Consider the following 17939-nt stretch of genomic DNA (forward strand, 5'->3'; position numbering starts at 1 on the left):
CCGGCGGCCCGTCGTCGTCGGCGCGGGTCACAGCCCGGCCGCCTCCGCCGCCGAGCGGAGCACCTCCCGCAGCATCGCCGGGGTCAGCCGCCCGGTGAAGGTGTTCTGCTGACTGACGTGGTAGCAGCCGAACACCCGCAGCGGCGCCCCCGCCTCCACATCCCGCAGTGTGACGCGGGCGCCGTGTGCGAACGCCGGGCGCGGGCGGGGCACCTCCCAGCCGGCCGCGGCGAACGCGGGCAGCGCCGCCTGCCAGCCGAACGCCCCCAGCACCACCACCGAGCGCAACGTCGGTCGCAGCAGCCCCAGTTCGCGCACCAGCCAAGGGCGGCAGGTGTCGCGCTCCGAGACCGTGGGCCGGTTGGCCGGCGGGGCGCAGTGCACGGGCGCGGTGACCCGGACGCCGCGCAGTTCCAGGCCGTCGCCCCGATGGGTCGCCGTCGGCTGATTGGCCAGGCCGACGGCGTACAGCGCCGCGTACAGGAAGTCCCCGGAGCGGTCGCCGGTGAACATCCGGCCGGTGCGGTTGCCGCCGTGCGCGGCGGGGGCCAGACCGACGATGGCCAGCGCGGCGTCGTCCGGTCCGAACCCCGGCACCGGGCGGGCCCAGTAGTCCCACTCGCGGTAGGCCGGGCGCTTGATACGGGCGGCCTCCTCGCGCCACCCCACCAGGCGCGGGCAGGCGCGGCAGCCGCTCACCCGCTCGTCCAGCTCGCGCAGCGTGCCGACCCCGGGCGCCTGATGAGCGGGGTGTTCGGGGTGCTCGGGTCGCGCGCGGCGTTCAGAGCGTTCAGGGCGTTCAGCGCGTTCGGAGGTGCTCAGCTGTGTCCCTCCTTGCGCAGAAATCGCCGCAGCCGGGCCAGCGGCCATGTGTTGATCACGTCGTCGGCGGTCAGCCAGCCGCGCTGCGCCGTCCCCACCCCGTAGCGCAGGGCGGCGATGTCGAGGGTGGAGTGCGCGTCACTGTCGACCGCGAACTTCGCGCCGTGTTCCTTGGCCCGCAGGATGTTCTCGTCCGACAGGTCCAGCCGGTCGGGGTGCGCGTTGATCTCCAGCGCCGTGCCGGTACGGGCACACGCGGCGAACACCGCGTCCAGATCGGCGTCGATGCCCGGCCGCTTCCCGATCAGCCGGGTGGTCGGATGGCCGATGATGTTGACGTTCGGGTTCTCGCAGGCCCGCAGGAGCCGCCGGGTCATCTCGTCCCGCGCCAGGCCGAACTGCGTGTGCACCGACGCCACGCACAGGTCGAAGCCCTTGAGGAACTCGTCGGGCCAGTCCACGTCCCCCTGGACGTCGATGTTGAGCTCCACGCCGTGCAGCAGCCGCATCCCGCGCCGCCCCCGGTCCAGGTCCCGGATTCGCTCGCGCTGGTCCAGGATCTTCTCGTCGGTCATCTGCTGCATATACAGCTTCGGGGCGTGGTCGGTGACGGCGTAGTACGCGTATCCGCGCCGCCGCGCCGCCGCGATCATCTCCTCCAGCGGTTCGAGGCCGTCGGTGAGGTTGGTGTGGGTGTGCAGATCGCCGCGCAGATCGGATTCCGTCACCAGCTCGGGCAGCCACCCGTTCAAGGCGGCCTCGACCTCGCCGCGGTCCTCGCGCAGCGTCGGCGGGATCCAGTCCATGCCGAGCCTGGCGTACACGTCCTCCTCACTGCGGGAGGCGACTCTCTCCCCGCTCTTGGTGTCGAACAGGCCGTACTCGGAGAGCTTGAGGCCGTGGCGCATCGCGATCGCGCGGATCCGGATGTTGTGCGCCTTGGACCCGGTGAAGTACACGAGCCCCGCACCCCAGGAGTCGAGGGGCAGCACCCGCAGATCGACCTGGAGCCCCTTGGTGGTGCGGATCGAGGTCTTCTTCTCCCCGCTCGCGATGACCTCGGCGGTGTACGGCAGGTGGGCGAACGCCTCCATGAACGGGACCGATTCGTCGGCCGCGACCAGGATGTCGATGTCGCCGACGGTCTCCTTCATCCGCCGCAGCGACCCCGCGTACTCGCAGCCCTCACAGCCGGTCACCCGCGACAGCTCGGCCACGATCTCATCGGCCACGCCCATGGCCACGTTCAGCGGCACCCGGTCTCCGGCTGCCTGCATGAGGGCGATGCCGTGGAGGATGTTCTCCTCCGTCTTCGGGCCGAAGCCCTTCAGATCGCGCAGCTTGTGTCCGCGGATCGCGTCGGAGAGCTCGTCGATCGACGCGATGTGCAACTCCTCGTACAGCACCATGGCCTTCCTCGGCCCGAGCGCCGGGATGGCGGTCAGCTGCCGCACCCCCGCCGGGATCGCGGCGCGCGCCTCGTCGACGGCCGGCACGCTGCCGGTGCGCAGATACTCCACGACCTTGTCGGCGATCGACCTGCCCACCCCGGGGATCTCGCGCAGGCCCTTCGCGTCGAGCTCGGAGACATCGCGGGGGAAGCCGCCGATCGCGCGGGCGGCCTTCTCGTAGGCGCGCGCCTTGAACGCGTCCCCGCCGGTGATCAGAAGGAGGTCCGCGTACTCGCGGAGCAGCGCCTCGACCTCCTCGTTGGAGCGAGTCACGCCGTCAAGTCTAGGCGGGACACGCCGTCGATGGCGCGGCCGGGCGTGCCTGGCGCTCGTGGACCGGTGGAGGGATCCTGGGGTCAGGAACGGGGCGGGGCCCCGGATTCCCCCGGGTGCGCCCCGGCTCTCGCGCGTTTCCCCGGGATGGGGGAGATCATGGATGTTGGATTCCTGAAGCCGCTGTTCGAGCGCCCGGGTCCCTGGGCCTGTGTCTATCTGGACACCTCGCGCGCGACCGAGGACGCGCCCAGGCGGCGCAGGCTGCGGGAGCGGTTCGTGTGCGACCAGCTCGCCCGGCAGGGCGCCGACGCCCCGACCCGCGAGGCGCTGGTCGAGCGGCTGGCCGGCGAGCGGATGGCCAGGCCGTCGGCCGGGCGGGCGCTGTTCGCGGAGGGCGGGGAGGTGGTCCTCGACCTTCCGCTGGCCGCATCGCCGCCCGATGTGGCCACCTCCTGGTCGACGCTTCCCCGGGTCGCGCCGCTGGCGTCCCTGCGCGGCGAGAGTCCCCCGTGTCTGGTGGCCCGTGTCGACCGCTCCGGAGCCGACCTCGAACTGCTCGACGACGCCGGGCCCCGCCCCGTCGGCCGGGCGAGCGGCAGCCCGCCGCCGACCCGCGGACACCGCTCCGTACCCGCCGACCGCTACGAGTGGCACTACCGCAACCGGGTCGAGAACACCTGGGACCAGACCGCCGATCTGGTCGCCGACGAGCTCGCGCGGCGGTGGCCGGACAGCGATGCGCGGCTGCTGGTCCTGGCCGGCGATCCGCGCGAGCGCAGGGCCGTGCACGACCGGCTGCCCGAGCCGCTGCGCGCCCGCACGGTGGAGGCGCAGCACGGCGGCAGGGCCGCGGGCGGCTCCCGGGCGCAGCTCGAAGCGGAGATCGACCGGGTCCGCGAGGAGTACGTCCGCTCCCACCTGGAGGACGTCCTCGACCTGTTCCGCGCCGCGCGGGGCCGCCCGGGCGAGCCGGGGGCGGGTGGCGCCCACGACGGTTCGGCGCCCGGTGGGGCCGCGGAGGGGATGCCTGCGGTGGTGGAGGCGGTACGCAGCCATCAGGCGGCGACCCTGCTGCTGGGGCAGACGGGGGCGGACGCCCGCCGCGAGGTGTGGGTCGGCCCCGGCGTCGACCAGGTGGCGGTGCAGCGCGCCCAGGCCCGCGCGCTGGGTGTCGCGGCGCCCGAGCCGGCGCGCGCGGACGACGCGCTGGTGCGCGCGGCCGCGGCGGCGGACACCGAGGTGCTGCTGGTGCCCGAGGGCATGGCCGGCCCGGCGGGGGGCCTCGGCGCGGTCCTGCGCTGGCACGCCTGAGCGCGCTCCCCGGCCACAGGCCCTGTCTCATCGGCGCGGTTCCGCCGTACGGATTGCTCCCGCCACGCGGCGGAGTCGGGTGTTGACATGTCGCATTCACGTCTCTAGCGTCCAAAGACTGTTAGGAAAGTTGCCTAACCAACGCCCGGCCTCTCAGGGAGACCTCCGTGTTCCTCCGCCCGGCACCACCCCGGCGGCGGGCGACAGCCCGCGTGCGCCCCGTCCTGACCACCGCGTTCGCCGCCGGCGGTCTGCTCCTGGCGCTCTCCCTCCCGGCCGGGGCCGCCCCGCCGCCCCGTACGCCGACGGCCGTCGGCCAGGCCCCGCCGCCGGTCACCCGCGTGGGGGATGCCGCCGGCACGGCCACCGCCCTGGCCGGGTTCGCCGTGCAGTCCTCGGCGAAGGTCAGCGACAGCCCCGCCGCCGTCTCGACGCCCGGCTACCCCGCCACCGGCTGGTACGCCATGGCGCCCCGGTCGACGGTGCTCGCGGGCCTGCTGGCCAAGGGCGCGTACCCGGATCCGTTCTACTCGACCAACCTCAAGAAAATCCCGGCCGCCGACTTCGCCGTCCCCTGGTGGTACCGCTCCGACTTCACCGTCACCGACCCCGGCTCCCGCACCTACCTGGACTTCAGCGGGGTCGTCTCCGCCGCCGACGTGTACGTCAACGGCGAGCGGATCGCCACCAGGGACCAGGTCGCCGGCGCGTACACCCGCCATGAACTGGACATCACCGACCTGGTCACGGCCGGCACCAACACGGTGGCCTTCAAGGTGGAGCCCAACGACCCGCGCAAGAACCTCACCATGGGCTGGATCGACTGGTTGCAGCCCCCGCCCGACGAGAACATGGGGCTGGTCCGCGATGTCCTGGTGCGCCGCGGCGGCCCGGTGGCCCTGCGCGGGGCGCATGTGACCACCGGGCTGGCCGTCCCCTCGCTGTCCTCCGCCGAACTGACCGTCAGGGCCGAGGCCCGCAACGACTCCGGCGCGCCCGTCACCGCCACCGTCTCCGGGACCGTCGGCCCGGTGTCCTTCAGCCAGACCGTGGCGCTGGCCGCACACGAGAAGAAGACCGTCGCCTTCACCCCTTCCGCCTATCCGCAACTGCGCCTGGACCGGCCCCGGGTGTGGTGGCCGGCCGGGATGGGCGGCCAGCCGCTGTACGACCTCGACCTGACCGCCACCGTCTCGGGCACCGCCTCCGACACCGCCCACCAGACCTTCGGCATCCGGGACGTCAAGGCCCCGCTGAACGCCGACGGCGCCCGCCGCTACTCCGTCAACGGCCGCCCGCTGCTGATCAAGGCGGGCGGCTGGTCCCCGGACGTGTTCCTGCGCTGGGACGCCCGCTATGTCGAGGACCGGCTGAAGTACGCCCTCGACCTCGGCCTGAACACCATCCGCCTCGAAGGCCACATCGAACCGGACGAGTTCTTCGACCTCACCGACCGGTACGGCATCCTCACCCTCCCCGGCTGGGAGTGCTGCGACAAGTGGGAGGGCCAGGTCAACGGGGATGAGACGGGCGACAAGTGGACCGCGGCCGACTATGCGGTGGCCAAGGACTCCATGGCCGCCGAGGCCGCGCGGCTGCGTGACCACCCCAGCGTCATCTCCTTCCTCATCGGCAGCGACTTCGCCCCCGACGCGACCATCGAGAAGAACTACCTCGACGCCCTGAAGGCCGCGGACTGGCCCAACCCGGTGATCCCCGCCGCCTCCGCGAAGTCCTCCCCGGTCCTCGGCAAGTCCGGGATGAAGATGACCGGCCCCTACGACTGGGTGCCCCCGAACTACTGGTACGCCAAGCGCGAGGGCGGTGCGACCGGCTTCAACTCCGAGACCAGCGCCGGGCCCGACATCCCGACCCTCGACACGCTCCGGCGGATGATGTCCCCGAGCGAGCTGGAAACGCTGTGGAAGGACCCGAAGGCCAAGCAGTACCACCGCTCGCCGTCGAGCACCTTCGGCGACCTGAAGCTCTTCGGCAACGCACTCAACGGCCGCTACGGCCCGCCGACCGGCCTCGAGGACTATGTGCGCAAGGCGCAGCTCGCGCAGTACGAGGCGGTGCGCGCCCAGTACGAGGCGTACGGCCGGAACTTCTCCGACACCTCCAAGCCGGCCACGGGCGTCGTCTACTGGATGCTGAACAGCGGCTGGACCTCCCTGCACTGGCAGCTCTTCGACCGCTACCTCGACCAGGGCGGGGCCTACTTCGGGGCCAAGAAGGCGAACGAACCGCTGCACATCGAGTACTCGTACGACTCGCGGGAGGTGGTCGTGGTCAACAACCGGCACGAGGCGGCCACCGGACTCACCGCGCGGCTGAGCCTCTACGACACCAAGGGCGCGCCCAAGTACGACAAGACCGCCACCGGTGTCACCGCCCCGCCCGACGGGGGCAAGGCCACCGCGCTGACCGTGCCCGCCGACGTCAGCGGAGTGTCGGGCACCTACCTGGCCAAGCTCGTCCTCACCGACGGCGCGGGCAACGAGGTCAGCCGCAACGTCTACTGGCTGTCCACCGAGCCGGACGTGCTCGACTGGGACAACACCGACTGGTACTACACCCCGACCACCTCCTACGCCGACCTCACCGGGCTCAGTCGGATGGACCAGGCCCCGGTGTCCGCCACCGCGGCCACCACCACCGGGCCCGACGGGACCGCAACCACCACCGTGACCCTGCGCAACACCTCCAGCGGCCGGACCCCGGCCCTGATGGTGGACGCCCACCTGGTGACCGGCGCGGGCGCGCTCGTCCTGCCTGTGCGCTGGTCGGACAATCAGGTGAGCCTGTGGCCGGGGGAGTCCACGACGCTCACCGCCACCTACCGCGCGGCCGACCTGGGCGGCTCCTCGCCGTCCGTCCGGGTCTCGGGCTGGAACACCGCGACCCGGACGGTGGCGGCGAAGCGTATGAGTTGAGCGAATTTCCGGCGGGTCCTGCGGATTTCACAAGATCACAATCTTGTATGCTATGGACAGCGCAAAGGAGCCCGCGTCAGCGGCCCGGCGACGCCCGGCGCCGACGGGCTCCCAGCGTGGACCCGCTGGTGTCCGTACGCTCACGAAAGGGGCTCCACATGCTGTCTACGCAGGATCGTCCCCCGACGCCCAGTCGCTCCACCGGACGGTGGCGCCACTACGGCCGGCTCGCGGCGGCGAATTTCGTGCGCGGTGCCTCGTATGCGTGCGGTACGGCGGTCATCGGCCTGATGACCTGGTGGGTGCAGTCCCACTAGCGGTACGCCGATGGGATCCTGACGCCCGGTCGGGGCCGGGCGCCGGGATCCCCGGTCTCAGCGCGCGCCCCCCACCGGGCCCGCTTCGGCCATGGCCTGCTCGCACAGGCGGGAGCAGGTGCGGCTGAGCAGCCGGGAGACATGCATCTGGGAGATGCCCAGCTGCTCTGCGATGTGCCGTTGCGTCATGTCGCAGAAGAAGCGCAGGTAGAGGATCCGCCGCTCCCGCTCGGGGAGCCGGACCAGCCCGGGCCGCACGGCCTCCCGGTCCACCACCCGGTCATAGGCGGGCTCCCGCTCGCCGAGGGTGTCCAGCAGGGCGTAGCCGTCGTCGGCACCGGTCAGCGGCGCGTCCAGCGAGAGCGGGGTGAAGCTGTCCAGGGCCTCCACTCCGGTGCGTACGTCCTGTTCGCAGAGGCCGGTGCGCTCGGCGATCTCCCGGACGTCGGGCGCGTGGTCGTCCAGCGAGTGGCACAGCTCGCGATGGGCGGCCCGCACCTGGTTGCGCAACTCCTGGACCCGGCGCGGGACGTGCAGCCCCCACAGGTGGTCGCGGAAGTGGCGCTTGATCTCGCCGACGACGGTCGGCACCGCGAAGCTCTCGAAGGCCGAGCCGCGCCCCGGGTCGAAGCGGTTGACGGCCTTCACCAGGCCCAGGGCGGCCACCTGGCGCAGGTCCTCCAGCGCCTCGCCGCGGTTGCGGTACTGGCCGGCCAGCCGCTCGGCCATCGGCATCCAGGCCTCCACCACCCGCTGACGCAGGGCCTCCCGCTCCGGCCCGTCCGGGAGTTCGGCGATTCTCGCGAATTCGGCAGAGGTGTCGGGGGCATCGTCGTGGGGGTGGGCCGACGGGCGGGCCTTGTGCTGCACAGCGGTCGTCATGGGACACACCTCCTGCGGTTCGGCTGACGGTTCCAGGGGCGGAGGACGCCGTGTCGCGGGAGGAGGCCCGGGACCGGGCCGTACCCTGAGCGGACACACTGCTCCCGCGGGGCGTGCCTCCGGTCCGAAGCACGGGTTTCGCCTTCCCGGGCCGCCGGGCGGTAAACCGCCTCCGCCCGGCTCTCCTGCCGCCGGGCGCCGGAGACGACTGCCAAGAGTTCACGAGCCTGCTCGCGCCTTGCGTCGGTAACCGCTGAACGGCGCTCCCTGATCCTTCTCGGTGGCAACGGCGGAGGCGGAGACGAGCGTCGCCGCGGCCAGACCGCCCCAGAGGGCAGCCGGGCCGCGGGCCGCGAGAGTGGTGATGACCGCCGGGGAGACGGCGAGGCCGAACCCCGTGGAGAGCTGGAAGCGGGCGAGGGCCCGTCCCAGGACATGGGCCGGGGCGAGACGGGTCACGAGTGCCGTGGCGCTGCCCGCGTAGACGATCTCCCCGAGGGTGCAGACCACGGACACCGCGGCGACGGCCGGGGCGCCCCAGCCGTGCCCCAGCGAGGTGGCCGCGAGGAAGCCGAGGTAGGACGCGCTGAGCACCACGCCGGCCAGGGCGAGCACGGTCCGCTGGGAGATCCGGGCCATCATGACGGTGACCGGAACCTGGAGGATGACCACCAGCACCGTGTTGGCCACGAAGATGACGGCCGACCACACCGGGGACGCGTGCAACTGTGTCACCAGGACCAGCGGAAGCGCGATTTCGGGGACGTTGAGGCAGAAGACGTAGACCACGTTGGCGATCAGCAGCGTGCGGGTCCGGGGCGCGGGCTCGTCGCCCCTGCCCCTGTCCTCGGTGGAGCCGGCGGCCGTATGCGCGTGCACATGGACCGACCACACCAGGGCCGCCGCGACCAGGTAGGTGAGCCCGGTGACGGCTGCCAGCGCCCGCAACGCGGTGGTGCCGCCCGCCAGGCAGGCGGTGGCGACGAGTGCGCCGACGCCCATGCCGGCGTTGCGCAGGGCACGGCCGGCCGCGAGGGCCGCGTCGCGTTCCCGGCCGTGGGCGACCGTGGCCACGAGGGCGGCGTGGGCGGCCGGCCATGCCTGGTTGCCGATGCCGAGGAAGAGCGCGGCCGCCACGAACAGCGAGACATGCCCCGCCGGGGCTGCCAGCAACAGGGCCACGCCCACCACCCGCACCAGCATCGACGCCGCCACGGCCGCGCTCCGCGCGCCCCGGTCCAGCCATCGGCCCAGCGCGGGCACGCACACCAGACCCGCGACGATGCCCACCGTCATGGCAGCGCCGGTGACGGGCGCGGACAGACTCAGCACCGTCACTCCGTACAGCAGCAGAAAGGGCCGCAGCAGACCGGTGCCGAGCGCGTCCACGGCCAGGGCGACGGCATAGCGGGGGCCTCCCGAGGCCCGGACGAGGGCACGGGGCCTGATCTTGGTGGTGGTTGCCATGGCGCCCAAGCTGCGTCCGGCCACCGCGCGGGGCACGCCGATTGACGGATACTGCCAACCGGCGCCGTCGTCGACCATCTGGCCAGGGATGATGAGTGGATGACGCTTCGCATCGACATCAGCGGTCCGCCGTCCGAGCGGCTGCGGTTCGCCGCCTCGCCGCTGGCCGAGCTGACCGCGATGCTGCATGTGCTGGCCGAACCCGGGCATCATCCGCAGCTCGCCGGCTGGGCCGGGGACGTCTGGGCCGGGCTGCGGCCGGAGTTGGCCGAGCGGCTGCGGGAAGCGGAGTTCCTCTGGCGTTCCTCACAAGCCGACTTTCTGATCCCCGGCCGGCCTCGGTTGACCCTCGTCGAGGAGTTGGACGACGTGGACCGGCTCGACGACGAGACGTATGTGACCGCCGCGCTCGTCACCACGTGCGGCAGCAACCGGGTCCACTTCGCCAGGCGGTCGCCGCTCGCGGACGTGACCGCGCGCGAGCGGGCGCTGGATCTGGCCCAGGCCCGCGGTGCGCGGCAAGAGGCCTTCGCGGAACGGCTGCTCGCGGACCCGGCCGTGGTGCGGGCGCGATTGCGCCACACCCTCGAACAGTGCGCCGAGGCCTTCTTCGATGCCGCCTGGACGGGCGTCGCCGTGCGGCTCGCCACCGACCTGCGGCTGAAGAACGACCTGCTCAAGCGTCAGGGCATCGGGGCGGCGCTCGCATCGGTCTCCGGCGCGGTCACCCTGGCGCCGGACGGCGACTGCATCATCGTGGACAAGCTCCAGGACAAGGCGACCGCCGCCCATGGCACCGGGGTCACCTTCATCCCCAGTGTCTTCGGCAGCCCGCACCTGGTGGCTGTCCACACGCCCGGGTGGCAGCCGGTGGTGCAGTACCCCGTGGCCGACCCGAGCCCTTCAGAGCCGGTATCGCTGGAAACGGTCACACTCCGGCTGCAGGCACTCGCACATCCGGTACGGCTGCGGCTGCTGCGCACCCTGGCCCGAGGCCCGCACACCACCCGCGAGCTGGCCCACGCCTGGGAGCTCTCACCCCCGGAGGTGTCCCGCCACCTCGCTGCCCTGCGCCGCGCGGGCCTGCTCACCGCCCGGCGGCAGGGTCGTTACGTCCGCTACTCCCTCAATCTGCCCGATCTGACGGCGCTGGGCGCCGACCTGCTGGCGGCCGTACTGCGCTGAGCGGCCGTCCCGGGGCGGCGGCTACCGTGTACCTGTGACGAGGAGGCCGACGAGCGCATGATGGGCATCGAACGCGGCGGGTACCCGCGATGAGCCAACCGGTGTTCCTCGGTGTCGACATCGGCACCGGATCCTCCAAAGGCGTGGCCGTGAGCGCCGACGGCCGGGTGCTCGCCCGCGCCACGCGCCCGCACCGCACCGCCACCCCCCGCCCCGGCTGGTTCGAACACGACGCCGAGACCGTGTGGTGGGCCGACTTCACCTCCCTCGTCCGGGAGCTCCTCGGCGCCGACGGCGTGGCCGCGAGGGCGGTGGCCGCGGTCGGGGTCTCCGGCATCGGCCCGTGTCTGCTGCCCGCCGACGCGGCCGGCCGGCCGCTGCGCCCCGCGATCCTGTACGGGGTCGACACCCGCGCCACCGACGAGATCGCCGAACTGACGGCCGAACTGGGCTCGGAGGAGATCCTGGCGCGCGGCGGCTCCCCGCTCACCAGCCAGGCGGTCGGCCCGAAGCTGCGCTGGCTCGCCCGCCATGAGCCGGACGTGTGGCGGGCGACCCGCCGGTTCTTCATGGCCTCCAGCCATCTGGTGCACCGGCTGACGGGGGAGTATGTGCTGGACCACCACTCGGCCAGCCAGTGCGATCCGCTGTACGACCTCGACGCCCGGCGCTGGAGCGACACCTGGGCCCAGCGGGTCGCCCCCGGCCTCGAACTCCCCGCGCTGGCCTGGCCCGGCGAGGTGGTGGGTGCCGTGCACGCGGCCGCCGCCGCGGAGACCGGGCTGCCCGAGGGGGTGCCGGTGACCGCGGGCACCATCGACGCCTGGGCGGAGGCCGCGAGCGTCGACGCGCTGGCTCCAGGCGACACCATGGTGATGTACGGCTCGACCATGTTCCTCACCGTCATGGGCGAGCGGCCGATGCGCCACCCCGCGCTGTGGGGCACCACCGGAGTGCGCCCGGCCAGCTACTGCCTCGCGGCGGGCATGGCCACCTCCGGCAGCCTCACCGACTGGCTGCGGGAGCTCACCGGCTCGGACTTCGCCACGCTGCTGGCCGAGGCCGAGCGGGTGCCGCCCGGCTCACGGGGGCTGCTGATGCTGCCGTACTTCGCCGGGGAGCGCACCCCGCTGTTCGACCCGCGGGCGCGCGGCACCGTCATCGGGCTGACGCTGGGCCACGGGCGCGCGGAGCTGTACCGGGCGGCGCTCGAGGCCACCGCGTTCGGAGTGCGCCACAACCTCGAGGCGTTCGCCGACGCCGGGGCCCGTATCGACCGCCTGGTCGCGGTGGGCGGCGGCGCCCGGAGCCTGTGGACGGCCATCGTCTCTGCCGCGATCGGCCTGCCGCAGCAGATCCCGGCCGAGACGATCGGCGCCTGCCTCGGCGACGCGGCTCTCGCGGCCCGGGCCCTCGGCGCCGACACCGGCGGCTGGAACCCGATCATCGCGACCGTCGAACCGGACGAGGCCTGGCGCGCGGTCTACGACGGCCGGTACCCCCTGTACCGGGAGCTCTACGACGCGACCCGCCGCATCAGCCACGCCCTGGCCGCCTCGACGCCGTAGCGCCCGAGCGGCCGTGGGGCCGAGCGGCCGCGGTTCAGCTCTGCCGCTCGTCCATGCCGGCCATCAGCGCCTGGTGGCTCAGCCGTACGTGCTCGCGCATCACGCGCTCCGCGCCGTCGCCGTCCTTGGCCAGGATCAGGCTGAGCACACGGTGGTGCTCGCTGTCCGACTCGGTGAGCCGCCCCGGCCGCGACAGCGAGGTGCGCACCAGGCGGGCGTAGGCCAGCTGGTTCATCAGGGTGCGGTAGCGCGCCTCCTCTGCCCGACTCGTCGCAGGTGGTGAAGCGCACCGCCTGGTACACCGGGCTCGGCAACTTCGTCACCATCTGCTGGCTCGGCATCCTGGGCGTGCTGGTGGGCGGCAGCGCAACCAGCACGGACTCCATCACCGCGCTGCACGAGCTGGCCGGGCCGTTCGCCGTCCCCGCGCTCATCGCGATCACTCTGTCCGCGCTCGCGCAGAACTTCCTCAACGTCTACGGCGGCGCGATCTCCGTCCAGACGCTGAAGGTGCCGGTCAGCCGGACCCAGGCGGTCGTGGTGATCCGAGGCCAGCACGGCCGCCCGCCCAGGCCACGAAGCCCCAGCAGCCGCCCGGTCGCGGTGGCGGGCCCGGCGGGGTGCCTCAGCCCTCCGCCCGGGACCTGTCGTCGCGCAGTGCGGAGCGCAGCTGGTCGCGGGCGTCGCCCAGATGCGCGCGCAGGGCGGCGAGGGCCGCCTCTCGGTCGCCGCGGCGGGCGGCGTCCAGCAGCGCGGCGTGGTTCTCGGCCGGGGAGTGCAGATCGACGTCCTGGGCGTTGGTGATGTCGAGGACCACCGCGAACGTCGGCCGGTACTGCTCCCATACCGCGATCAGCCGCCGGTGCCCGGACAGCTCGTAGAACCGCGAGTGGAAGTCCAGGTCGGCCTCGGCGAACAGCCGGGCGTCGGCCCGGCCGGCGGCCTGCCGCATACGTTCCACACAGGCCTGGGAGCGGGCCCAGTCGGCGTCCCGGGCCTTGTTCATGGCCAGGGTCAGGGCCAGGCTCTCCAGGGACTCGCGCAGGGTGTACAGCTCCTCGACGTCCTCGGCGTCCAGGCCGGTGACATAGACCCCGCGCCGCTGGGAGGCGACCAGCCCCTCCGCCTCGAGCCGGCGCAGCGCGTCCCGCACCGGGCCGCGGCTGACGTCGAAGCGCTCGGCCAGCTGGCCCTCCACCAGGTGGGTACCGGGCCGCAGCCGGCCGCTGATGACCTGGACCCGCAGCTCATGGGCGACGCGCTCGCCCAGAGAGTCCTCCCGCTTGATCGCAAGGTTGTCCACGTAGGGCACCTCTCGTTCGCTCCCTGCCTGTCCGGTCAACGGTTGACGGACGGTCATTATCGCGGACCGGCGGCACCGCTCTCGCCATAGGCGCCGGCGGACGCGCGCAGGCGCGGGAAGGAGCGACACGCGACCCTGGAGAGGGGGCCGGCAGCCGTCGGAAAGGCAGGGCAGGCCATGGATCCCGTGGAGGCGCTGGACCGGATCGCGTTCCTCCTCGAGCGCGACCAGGCCCCGACCTATCGCGTACGCGCCTTCCGTACGGCCGCCGAGCTGCTGGGCCGGCTGCCCGCCGAGGACGTGGCGCGGCGGGCGGCCGCGGGCACGCTGGAGTCACTGAAGGGGATCGGCCCCACGACCTCCCAGGTGATCCGGGAGGCGCTGGCCGGAGGGGTGCCCGGCTATCTGGCGAAGCTGGAGGCGGTCGACGAAGCGGGGGCAGCGGGAGCAGCGGGGGCCGGCCGGCCGGACGAGCGGCCCGGGGCCGCGCTGCGCGCCGCCCTGCGCGGCGACTGCCATCTGCATTCCGACTGGTCGGACGGGGGCTCGCCGATCGAGCTGATGGCCCGCACCGCGGCCCGCCTCGGCCACGAGTGGGCCGTGCTCACCGACCACTCGCCCCGGCTGACCGTGGCCCGCGGCCTGTCCGCGGACCGGCTGCGCGAACAGCTGGAGGTGATCGCGGAGCTGAACGGGCGGCTCGCACCCTTCCGGCTGCTCACCGGCATCGAGGTCGACATCCTCCTCGACGGCTCCCTGGACCAGGAGCCGGAGCTGCTGGACCGGCTGGACGTCGTGGTGGCCTCGGTCCACTCCAAGCTGCGGATGGACCCCCGCCCCATGACCCGCCGGATGGTCGCGGCCGTCGGCAATCCCCTGGTCGATGTGTTGGGGCACTGCACCGGGCGGCTGCTCGACGGGCGCCGCCCGGAGTCGCGCTTCGACGCCGACGAGGTGTTCGGCGCCTGCGCCGCCTCGGGCACGGCCGTGGAGATCAACTGCCGTCCGGAGCGCCTTGACCCGCCGCGCCGGCTGCTGCGCCGGGCCGTCGAGGCGGGCGTCCTCTTCTCGATCGACACCGACGCGCACGCCCCGGGCCAGCTCGACTGGCAGATCCATGGCTGCGCCCGGGCCGAGGAGTGCGGCGTCTCCCCGGAGCGGGTCGTCAACACCTGGACCGCCCGTCGGCTGCTGACCTGGACCCGCACCCGCCGGGCCCCCCGCCGCTGAAACCCGCGGCGGCCCCTATCCCTTCACCGCGCCCGAGGTCAGCCCCTGCACGATGTGGCGGCTGGCGAAGGCGAACAGCACCATGGTCGGCACGATGGTGAGCACGGCCGCCGCGGACATCGAACCCCAGTCGATGTTGAAGCTGGAGATGAAGCCGTTCAGCGCGGTGGGGACGGTCTTGTTCGCGTCGCTGTTCATCAGGGTGACCGACAGGAACAGCTCGTTCCAGCAGTTCACGAAGTTGAAGATGAACGCGGCCACGATGCCCGGCTTCATCACGGGCAGCAGCACCCGGAACAGCGCCCCGAACCGCGAACACCCGTCGATCATGGCCGCTTCCTCCAGCGCGTCCGGGATGTTCTCGAAGAACCCGCGGAGCATCACGGTGCTGAACGGAATGCACACCGCGATGTAGACGAGGATGAGTCCGAGCCGGTTGTCGACCAGTTTCAGCTGGGTCATCATCATGTACAGCGGCCCGAGCGCGATGAACGACGGAATCATCTGGGTGACCAGGGCGGCCATCAGCAGCGCCGTCTTGCTCCGGAACTCGAACCGCGCCAGCACATAGGCCGAGAGCACGGAAATGCCCGTCGCCACCGTGCCCGCCACCGTCGCGACGAGCAGGCTGTTGGTGAGGTAGTCGCCGAACCGGGCCTTTCCGAACAGCCCGCTGTAGTTCTCCAGGGAGAAGTGCTCGGGCCAGTAGGCGATCGGAAAGGTGAAGATGTCGCCGGGTGCTTTGAAGGAGGTGACGGCGATCCAGTAAAGCGGGAAGACCGTGATGATCAGCCATACCGAGAGAAAGGCGATCCGGGTCACGCGTCCCGCGACGGTCTCCTTGTTCATCAAGACCTCGCTCCCTTCTTCTCGCGGGTGGCCATGAGGTAGAAGACGGAGAACACCAGGAGTATCCCGACCACGACGAGACCGAGCGCCGAGGCCTTTCCGTAGTCGCCCTGCTGGGTGATCGTGATCATCCAGGTGGTCACGATGTGTGTCTCATTGGACGGTCCGCCGCCGGTCATCCCGAAGATGATGTCGGGGAAGTTGAAGATCCAGATGACCCGGAGCAGCACGGTCAGCGCCAGCGTGGCGCGGATGTACGGAATGGTGACCTGGAACAGCGTGCGGGCCTTGCCCGCCCCGTCGAGTTCGGCCGCCTCGTACAGCTCGTCGGGGATCGACTGGAGGGCAGCCAGGATCATGATGGCGAAGAAGGTGACGCCGTACCAGACATTGGCGATGATGACGGCGACCATCGCCGTCTTCGGATCCGCGAGCCAGGGGATCGGCTCGTCGATCAGGCCGGCCTTCGACAGCAGATCGTTGATGACGCCGAATTCGCTGTTGAACATCCAGCGGAACAGAATGCCGATGAGAAATCCGGAGATGGCCCACGGGAAGAAGATCAACGCCTGGTAGAGCCCCCGGAAACGGAAGCGCCGGCGCAGCCACAGGGCGATCGCGAAGCCGATCACCAGCTGCGGTACGAGCGAGGCGACCACCCAGATCAGGGTGTTGTCGAGCACGGTGTAGAACACCGGGTCCCGGAAGATCTCCTGGAAGTTCTTGATCCCCACCCACGAAGTGTCGGTGAGGTCGTTGAGGTTCCAGTTGCGGAACGCCATCTGACTGCCCGAGACCATCGGGTAGTAGATGAAGACCGAGACGAAGAGCACGGCCGGAGCCATGAACCCGGCGATGGCCAGGCTCCGGCGGACGGTGAACACCGGTCTGCGCGAGCGCGGGCCCGCCGTCTTGACCGGCGCGGGCCGGGCGCCCCCCTGGGAGGGGCGCCCCGCCTGCTTCGAGGTGGACAGGCTCACGTCTGGCTCTTCCACTTCTTCGTCCAGTACGCGTCCCAGCCGGCCAGCAGCTCCTTGGGCGTCATCTTGCCCAGCAGCATCTTCTGCACCTCGGCGTCGGACTTCTGGATCCACTCGGTCCACCAGGACGCGTCACGCGGCTGGGTGACGGTGAGGTACTTGTCCGGGTTCTCGGTCATCGTCACATAGCTCGCCCAGGGCCCGGTCTTGTAGAAGGATTCCTCGGCCGCGCCCTTGAGGATCGGCACCAGGCTGTTCTCCTTGGTGAAGGTGGTCGAGGCGTCGCCCTGCGAGAGGAACTCGACCAGCTTGATCGCCTCCGCCTTGTGCTTGCTGCCGGCGGCTATGCCCCAGCCCGCGCTCGCCACCGGCTGGATCGCCTTGCCGCTGGGGCCGGCCAGCAGGGGAGCCGTGGTCCACTGGCTCTCCTTGATGGACTTCGACTGCCGCACCGTGGCGATGACCTCGGGGTCCTGAAGCAGGAAGGCCGTGGAGCCGTTGGAGAAGCCCTCCACCATCTCCGGGTAGCCCCAGGCGACCGACGAGGGCGGCGACGCCTCCTTGAACAGCTTGAGGTAGGTGTTCATGGCGTCCAGCGCCTCGGGCGCCGAGAAGATCGTCTTGCCGTCGGTGAGCTTGAACCCGTTGTCGCGGTCGATCTTGTCCGCGACATACGCCTCGATGACGGCGACCGCGTTGCTGTTGGCGTTGGCCCCGCCCCGGAACGCGTAGCCGTACTGGCGCTTGGACGGGTTCTGGATCTTGCTCGCCTGGTTCAGCAGCTCGTCCCAGCTGGCCGGCGGCTGCTTGAAGCCCGCCTCCTGGACAAGGTCGGAGCGGTAGAACAGGCTCAGCCCGTAGAAGCCGTAGGGGATGTAGTACGTGCGGCCCTTGGCGTCCTTGGAGTACTTGACGGCGTTGTCGGTGAGGTCCTTCCAGCCGCCCCACCCCTTCAGATCCTTGCCCATGTCGTAGAGCCAGCCGTTGGTGGACCACGGCCCGGCGGTGATGTCCCGCACCTCGAGCGCGTCCACGCCGCTGCCGGACTGGAGCATCTGCTGGATCTTCTGGTCCGCCTGATCGGTCGGCGGCGAGATCAGATCGACCTTGATCTTCGGGTTCTGCTTCTCGAAGTCCGCGATGAGCTTCTTCAGAACCTCGGTGCGGCTGGGATTGGTCAGGCTCTCGACCATCTTGAGGTGGACCGAGCCGTCGCTCACCCCGGAGGTACAGCCCGTCATGGCCGTCATGACCGTGGTGGCGGCCAGGCCGAGGGCGATGACTGCCTTCCTTCTTCTCATCCCTGTCCTCATTCCATGGGAGTTCCGTGGGTATCGATATGCGCCACGGCCGTGGCGGGTC

At 71.6% G+C, this 17939-nt stretch carries 14 protein-coding genes; 5 read left to right on the forward strand and 9 right to left on the reverse strand.

Translation table 11 applies throughout. From position 1 onward, the window contains the following. Window positions 1–27: 27 nt before the first annotated feature. Together ABTY62_RS29645 and polX are read right to left on the reverse strand one after the other, a co-directional pair. Window positions 28–699 (reverse strand): uracil-DNA glycosylase, encoded by a 672-nt coding sequence (locus ABTY62_RS29645; protein ID WP_502997541.1) that lies wholly within the window; start codon window positions 697–699, stop codon window positions 28–30. Window positions 700–818: 119 nt separating this feature from the next. Next, window positions 819–2546, reverse strand: a complete 1728-nt coding sequence (gene polX, locus ABTY62_RS29650) for a DNA polymerase/3'-5' exonuclease PolX (protein ID WP_352132482.1) — start codon at window positions 2544–2546, stop codon at window positions 819–821. 159 nt (window positions 2547–2705) lie between these two features. On the opposite strand from polX, the gene ABTY62_RS29655 reads away from it, so the two are divergent. Together ABTY62_RS29655 and ABTY62_RS29660 are read left to right on the forward strand one after the other, a co-directional pair. Further along, a complete protein-coding gene (locus tag ABTY62_RS29655; protein ID WP_352132483.1) occupies window positions 2706–3860 on the forward strand; it encodes a baeRF2 domain-containing protein in 1155 nt (384 codons plus the stop codon). A 167-nt stretch (window positions 3861–4027) separates the two neighbouring features. Next, window positions 4028–6796: a glycoside hydrolase family 2 protein gene (locus ABTY62_RS29660; RefSeq protein ID WP_352132484.1), complete on the forward strand. Its 2769-nt coding sequence runs from the start codon at window positions 4028–4030 to the stop codon at window positions 6794–6796. Window positions 6797–7170: 374 nt separating this feature from the next. On the opposite strand, the gene ABTY62_RS29665 is transcribed toward ABTY62_RS29660, so the two are convergent. After that, entirely contained in the window at window positions 7171–7995 is an 825-nt protein-coding gene (locus tag ABTY62_RS29665) for a SigB/SigF/SigG family RNA polymerase sigma factor (RefSeq protein ID WP_352132485.1), read from the reverse strand. Between the two features lie 219 nt (window positions 7996–8214). Then, window positions 8215–9462 carry an MFS transporter gene (locus tag ABTY62_RS29670; RefSeq protein WP_352132486.1) on the reverse strand — a complete coding sequence of 416 codons (1248 nt, stop codon included), beginning with the start codon at window positions 9460–9462 and terminating at the stop codon, window positions 8215–8217. Window positions 9463–9561: 99 nt separating this feature from the next. On the opposite strand from ABTY62_RS29670, the gene ABTY62_RS29675 reads away from it, so the two are divergent. Further along, the gene (locus tag ABTY62_RS29675) at window positions 9562–10647 is read left to right on the forward strand and encodes a DUF5937 family protein (protein ID WP_352132487.1); all 1086 of its coding nucleotides are present in this window, start codon (window positions 9562–9564) and stop codon (window positions 10645–10647) included. 89 nt (window positions 10648–10736) lie between these two features. Further along, window positions 10737–12215: an FGGY-family carbohydrate kinase gene (locus ABTY62_RS29680; protein ID WP_352132488.1), complete on the forward strand. Its 1479-nt coding sequence runs from the start codon at window positions 10737–10739 to the stop codon at window positions 12213–12215. Between the two features lie 34 nt (window positions 12216–12249). On the opposite strand, the gene ABTY62_RS29685 is transcribed toward ABTY62_RS29680, so the two are convergent. Together ABTY62_RS29685 and ABTY62_RS29690 are read right to left on the reverse strand one after the other, a co-directional pair. Next, complete coding sequence (locus ABTY62_RS29685; protein WP_352132489.1) at window positions 12250–12450, reverse strand: FCD domain-containing protein; 201 nt, start codon at window positions 12448–12450, stop codon at window positions 12250–12252. Between the two features lie 390 nt (window positions 12451–12840). Beyond that, window positions 12841–13518: a GntR family transcriptional regulator gene (locus tag ABTY62_RS29690; RefSeq protein ID WP_352132490.1), complete on the reverse strand. Its 678-nt coding sequence runs from the start codon at window positions 13516–13518 to the stop codon at window positions 12841–12843. 177 nt (window positions 13519–13695) lie between these two features. Between ABTY62_RS29690 and ABTY62_RS29695 the strand changes: the two genes are divergently transcribed. Beyond that, a complete protein-coding gene (locus tag ABTY62_RS29695; protein ID WP_352132491.1) occupies window positions 13696–14748 on the forward strand; it encodes a PHP domain-containing protein in 1053 nt (350 codons plus the stop codon). 15 nt (window positions 14749–14763) lie between these two features. On the opposite strand, the gene ABTY62_RS29700 is transcribed toward ABTY62_RS29695, so the two are convergent. Genes ABTY62_RS29700 through ABTY62_RS29710 form a run of 3 tightly spaced genes read right to left on the reverse strand, consistent with a single transcriptional unit; the run spans window position 14764 to window position 17878 of the window. After that, entirely contained in the window at window positions 14764–15600 is an 837-nt protein-coding gene (locus ABTY62_RS29700; protein WP_352132492.1) for a carbohydrate ABC transporter permease, read from the reverse strand. Further along, window positions 15597–16577, reverse strand: a complete 981-nt coding sequence (locus ABTY62_RS29705; protein ID WP_352132493.1) for a carbohydrate ABC transporter permease — start codon at window positions 16575–16577, stop codon at window positions 15597–15599. Before ABTY62_RS29705 ends, ABTY62_RS29700 begins: the two co-directional genes overlap by 4 nt. Continuing rightward, the gene (locus ABTY62_RS29710; protein WP_352132494.1) at window positions 16574–17878 is read right to left on the reverse strand and encodes an ABC transporter substrate-binding protein; all 1305 of its coding nucleotides are present in this window, start codon (window positions 17876–17878) and stop codon (window positions 16574–16576) included. Before ABTY62_RS29710 ends, ABTY62_RS29705 begins: the two co-directional genes overlap by 4 nt. Window positions 17879–17939 lie beyond the last annotated feature (61 nt).

The organism is Streptomyces sp. NPDC097640 (assembly GCF_040302705.1).
Lineage (GTDB): Bacteria > Actinomycetota > Actinomycetes > Streptomycetales > Streptomycetaceae > Streptomyces.

Coding starts and splice junctions, on each gene's coding strand:
- ABTY62_RS29695 (WP_352132491.1), top strand. CDS start 13,696: ATGGATCCCGTGGAGGCGCTGGACCGGATCGCGTTCCTCCTCGAGCGC.
- ABTY62_RS29655 (WP_352132483.1), top strand. CDS start 2,706: ATGGATGTTGGATTCCTGAAGCCGCTGTTCGAGCGCCCGGGTCCCTGG.
- ABTY62_RS29675 (WP_352132487.1), top strand. CDS start 9,562: ATGACGCTTCGCATCGACATCAGCGGTCCGCCGTCCGAGCGGCTGCGG.
- ABTY62_RS29685 (WP_352132489.1), bottom strand. CDS start 12,450: ATGAACCAGCTGGCCTACGCCCGCCTGGTGCGCACCTCGCTGTCGCGG.
- ABTY62_RS29665 (WP_352132485.1), bottom strand. CDS start 7,995: ATGACGACCGCTGTGCAGCACAAGGCCCGCCCGTCGGCCCACCCCCAC.
- ABTY62_RS29670 (WP_352132486.1), bottom strand. CDS start 9,462: ATGGCAACCACCACCAAGATCAGGCCCCGTGCCCTCGTCCGGGCCTCG.
- ABTY62_RS29710 (WP_352132494.1), bottom strand. CDS start 17,878: ATGAGAAGAAGGAAGGCAGTCATCGCCCTCGGCCTGGCCGCCACCACG.
- ABTY62_RS29680 (WP_352132488.1), top strand. CDS start 10,737: ATGAGCCAACCGGTGTTCCTCGGTGTCGACATCGGCACCGGATCCTCC.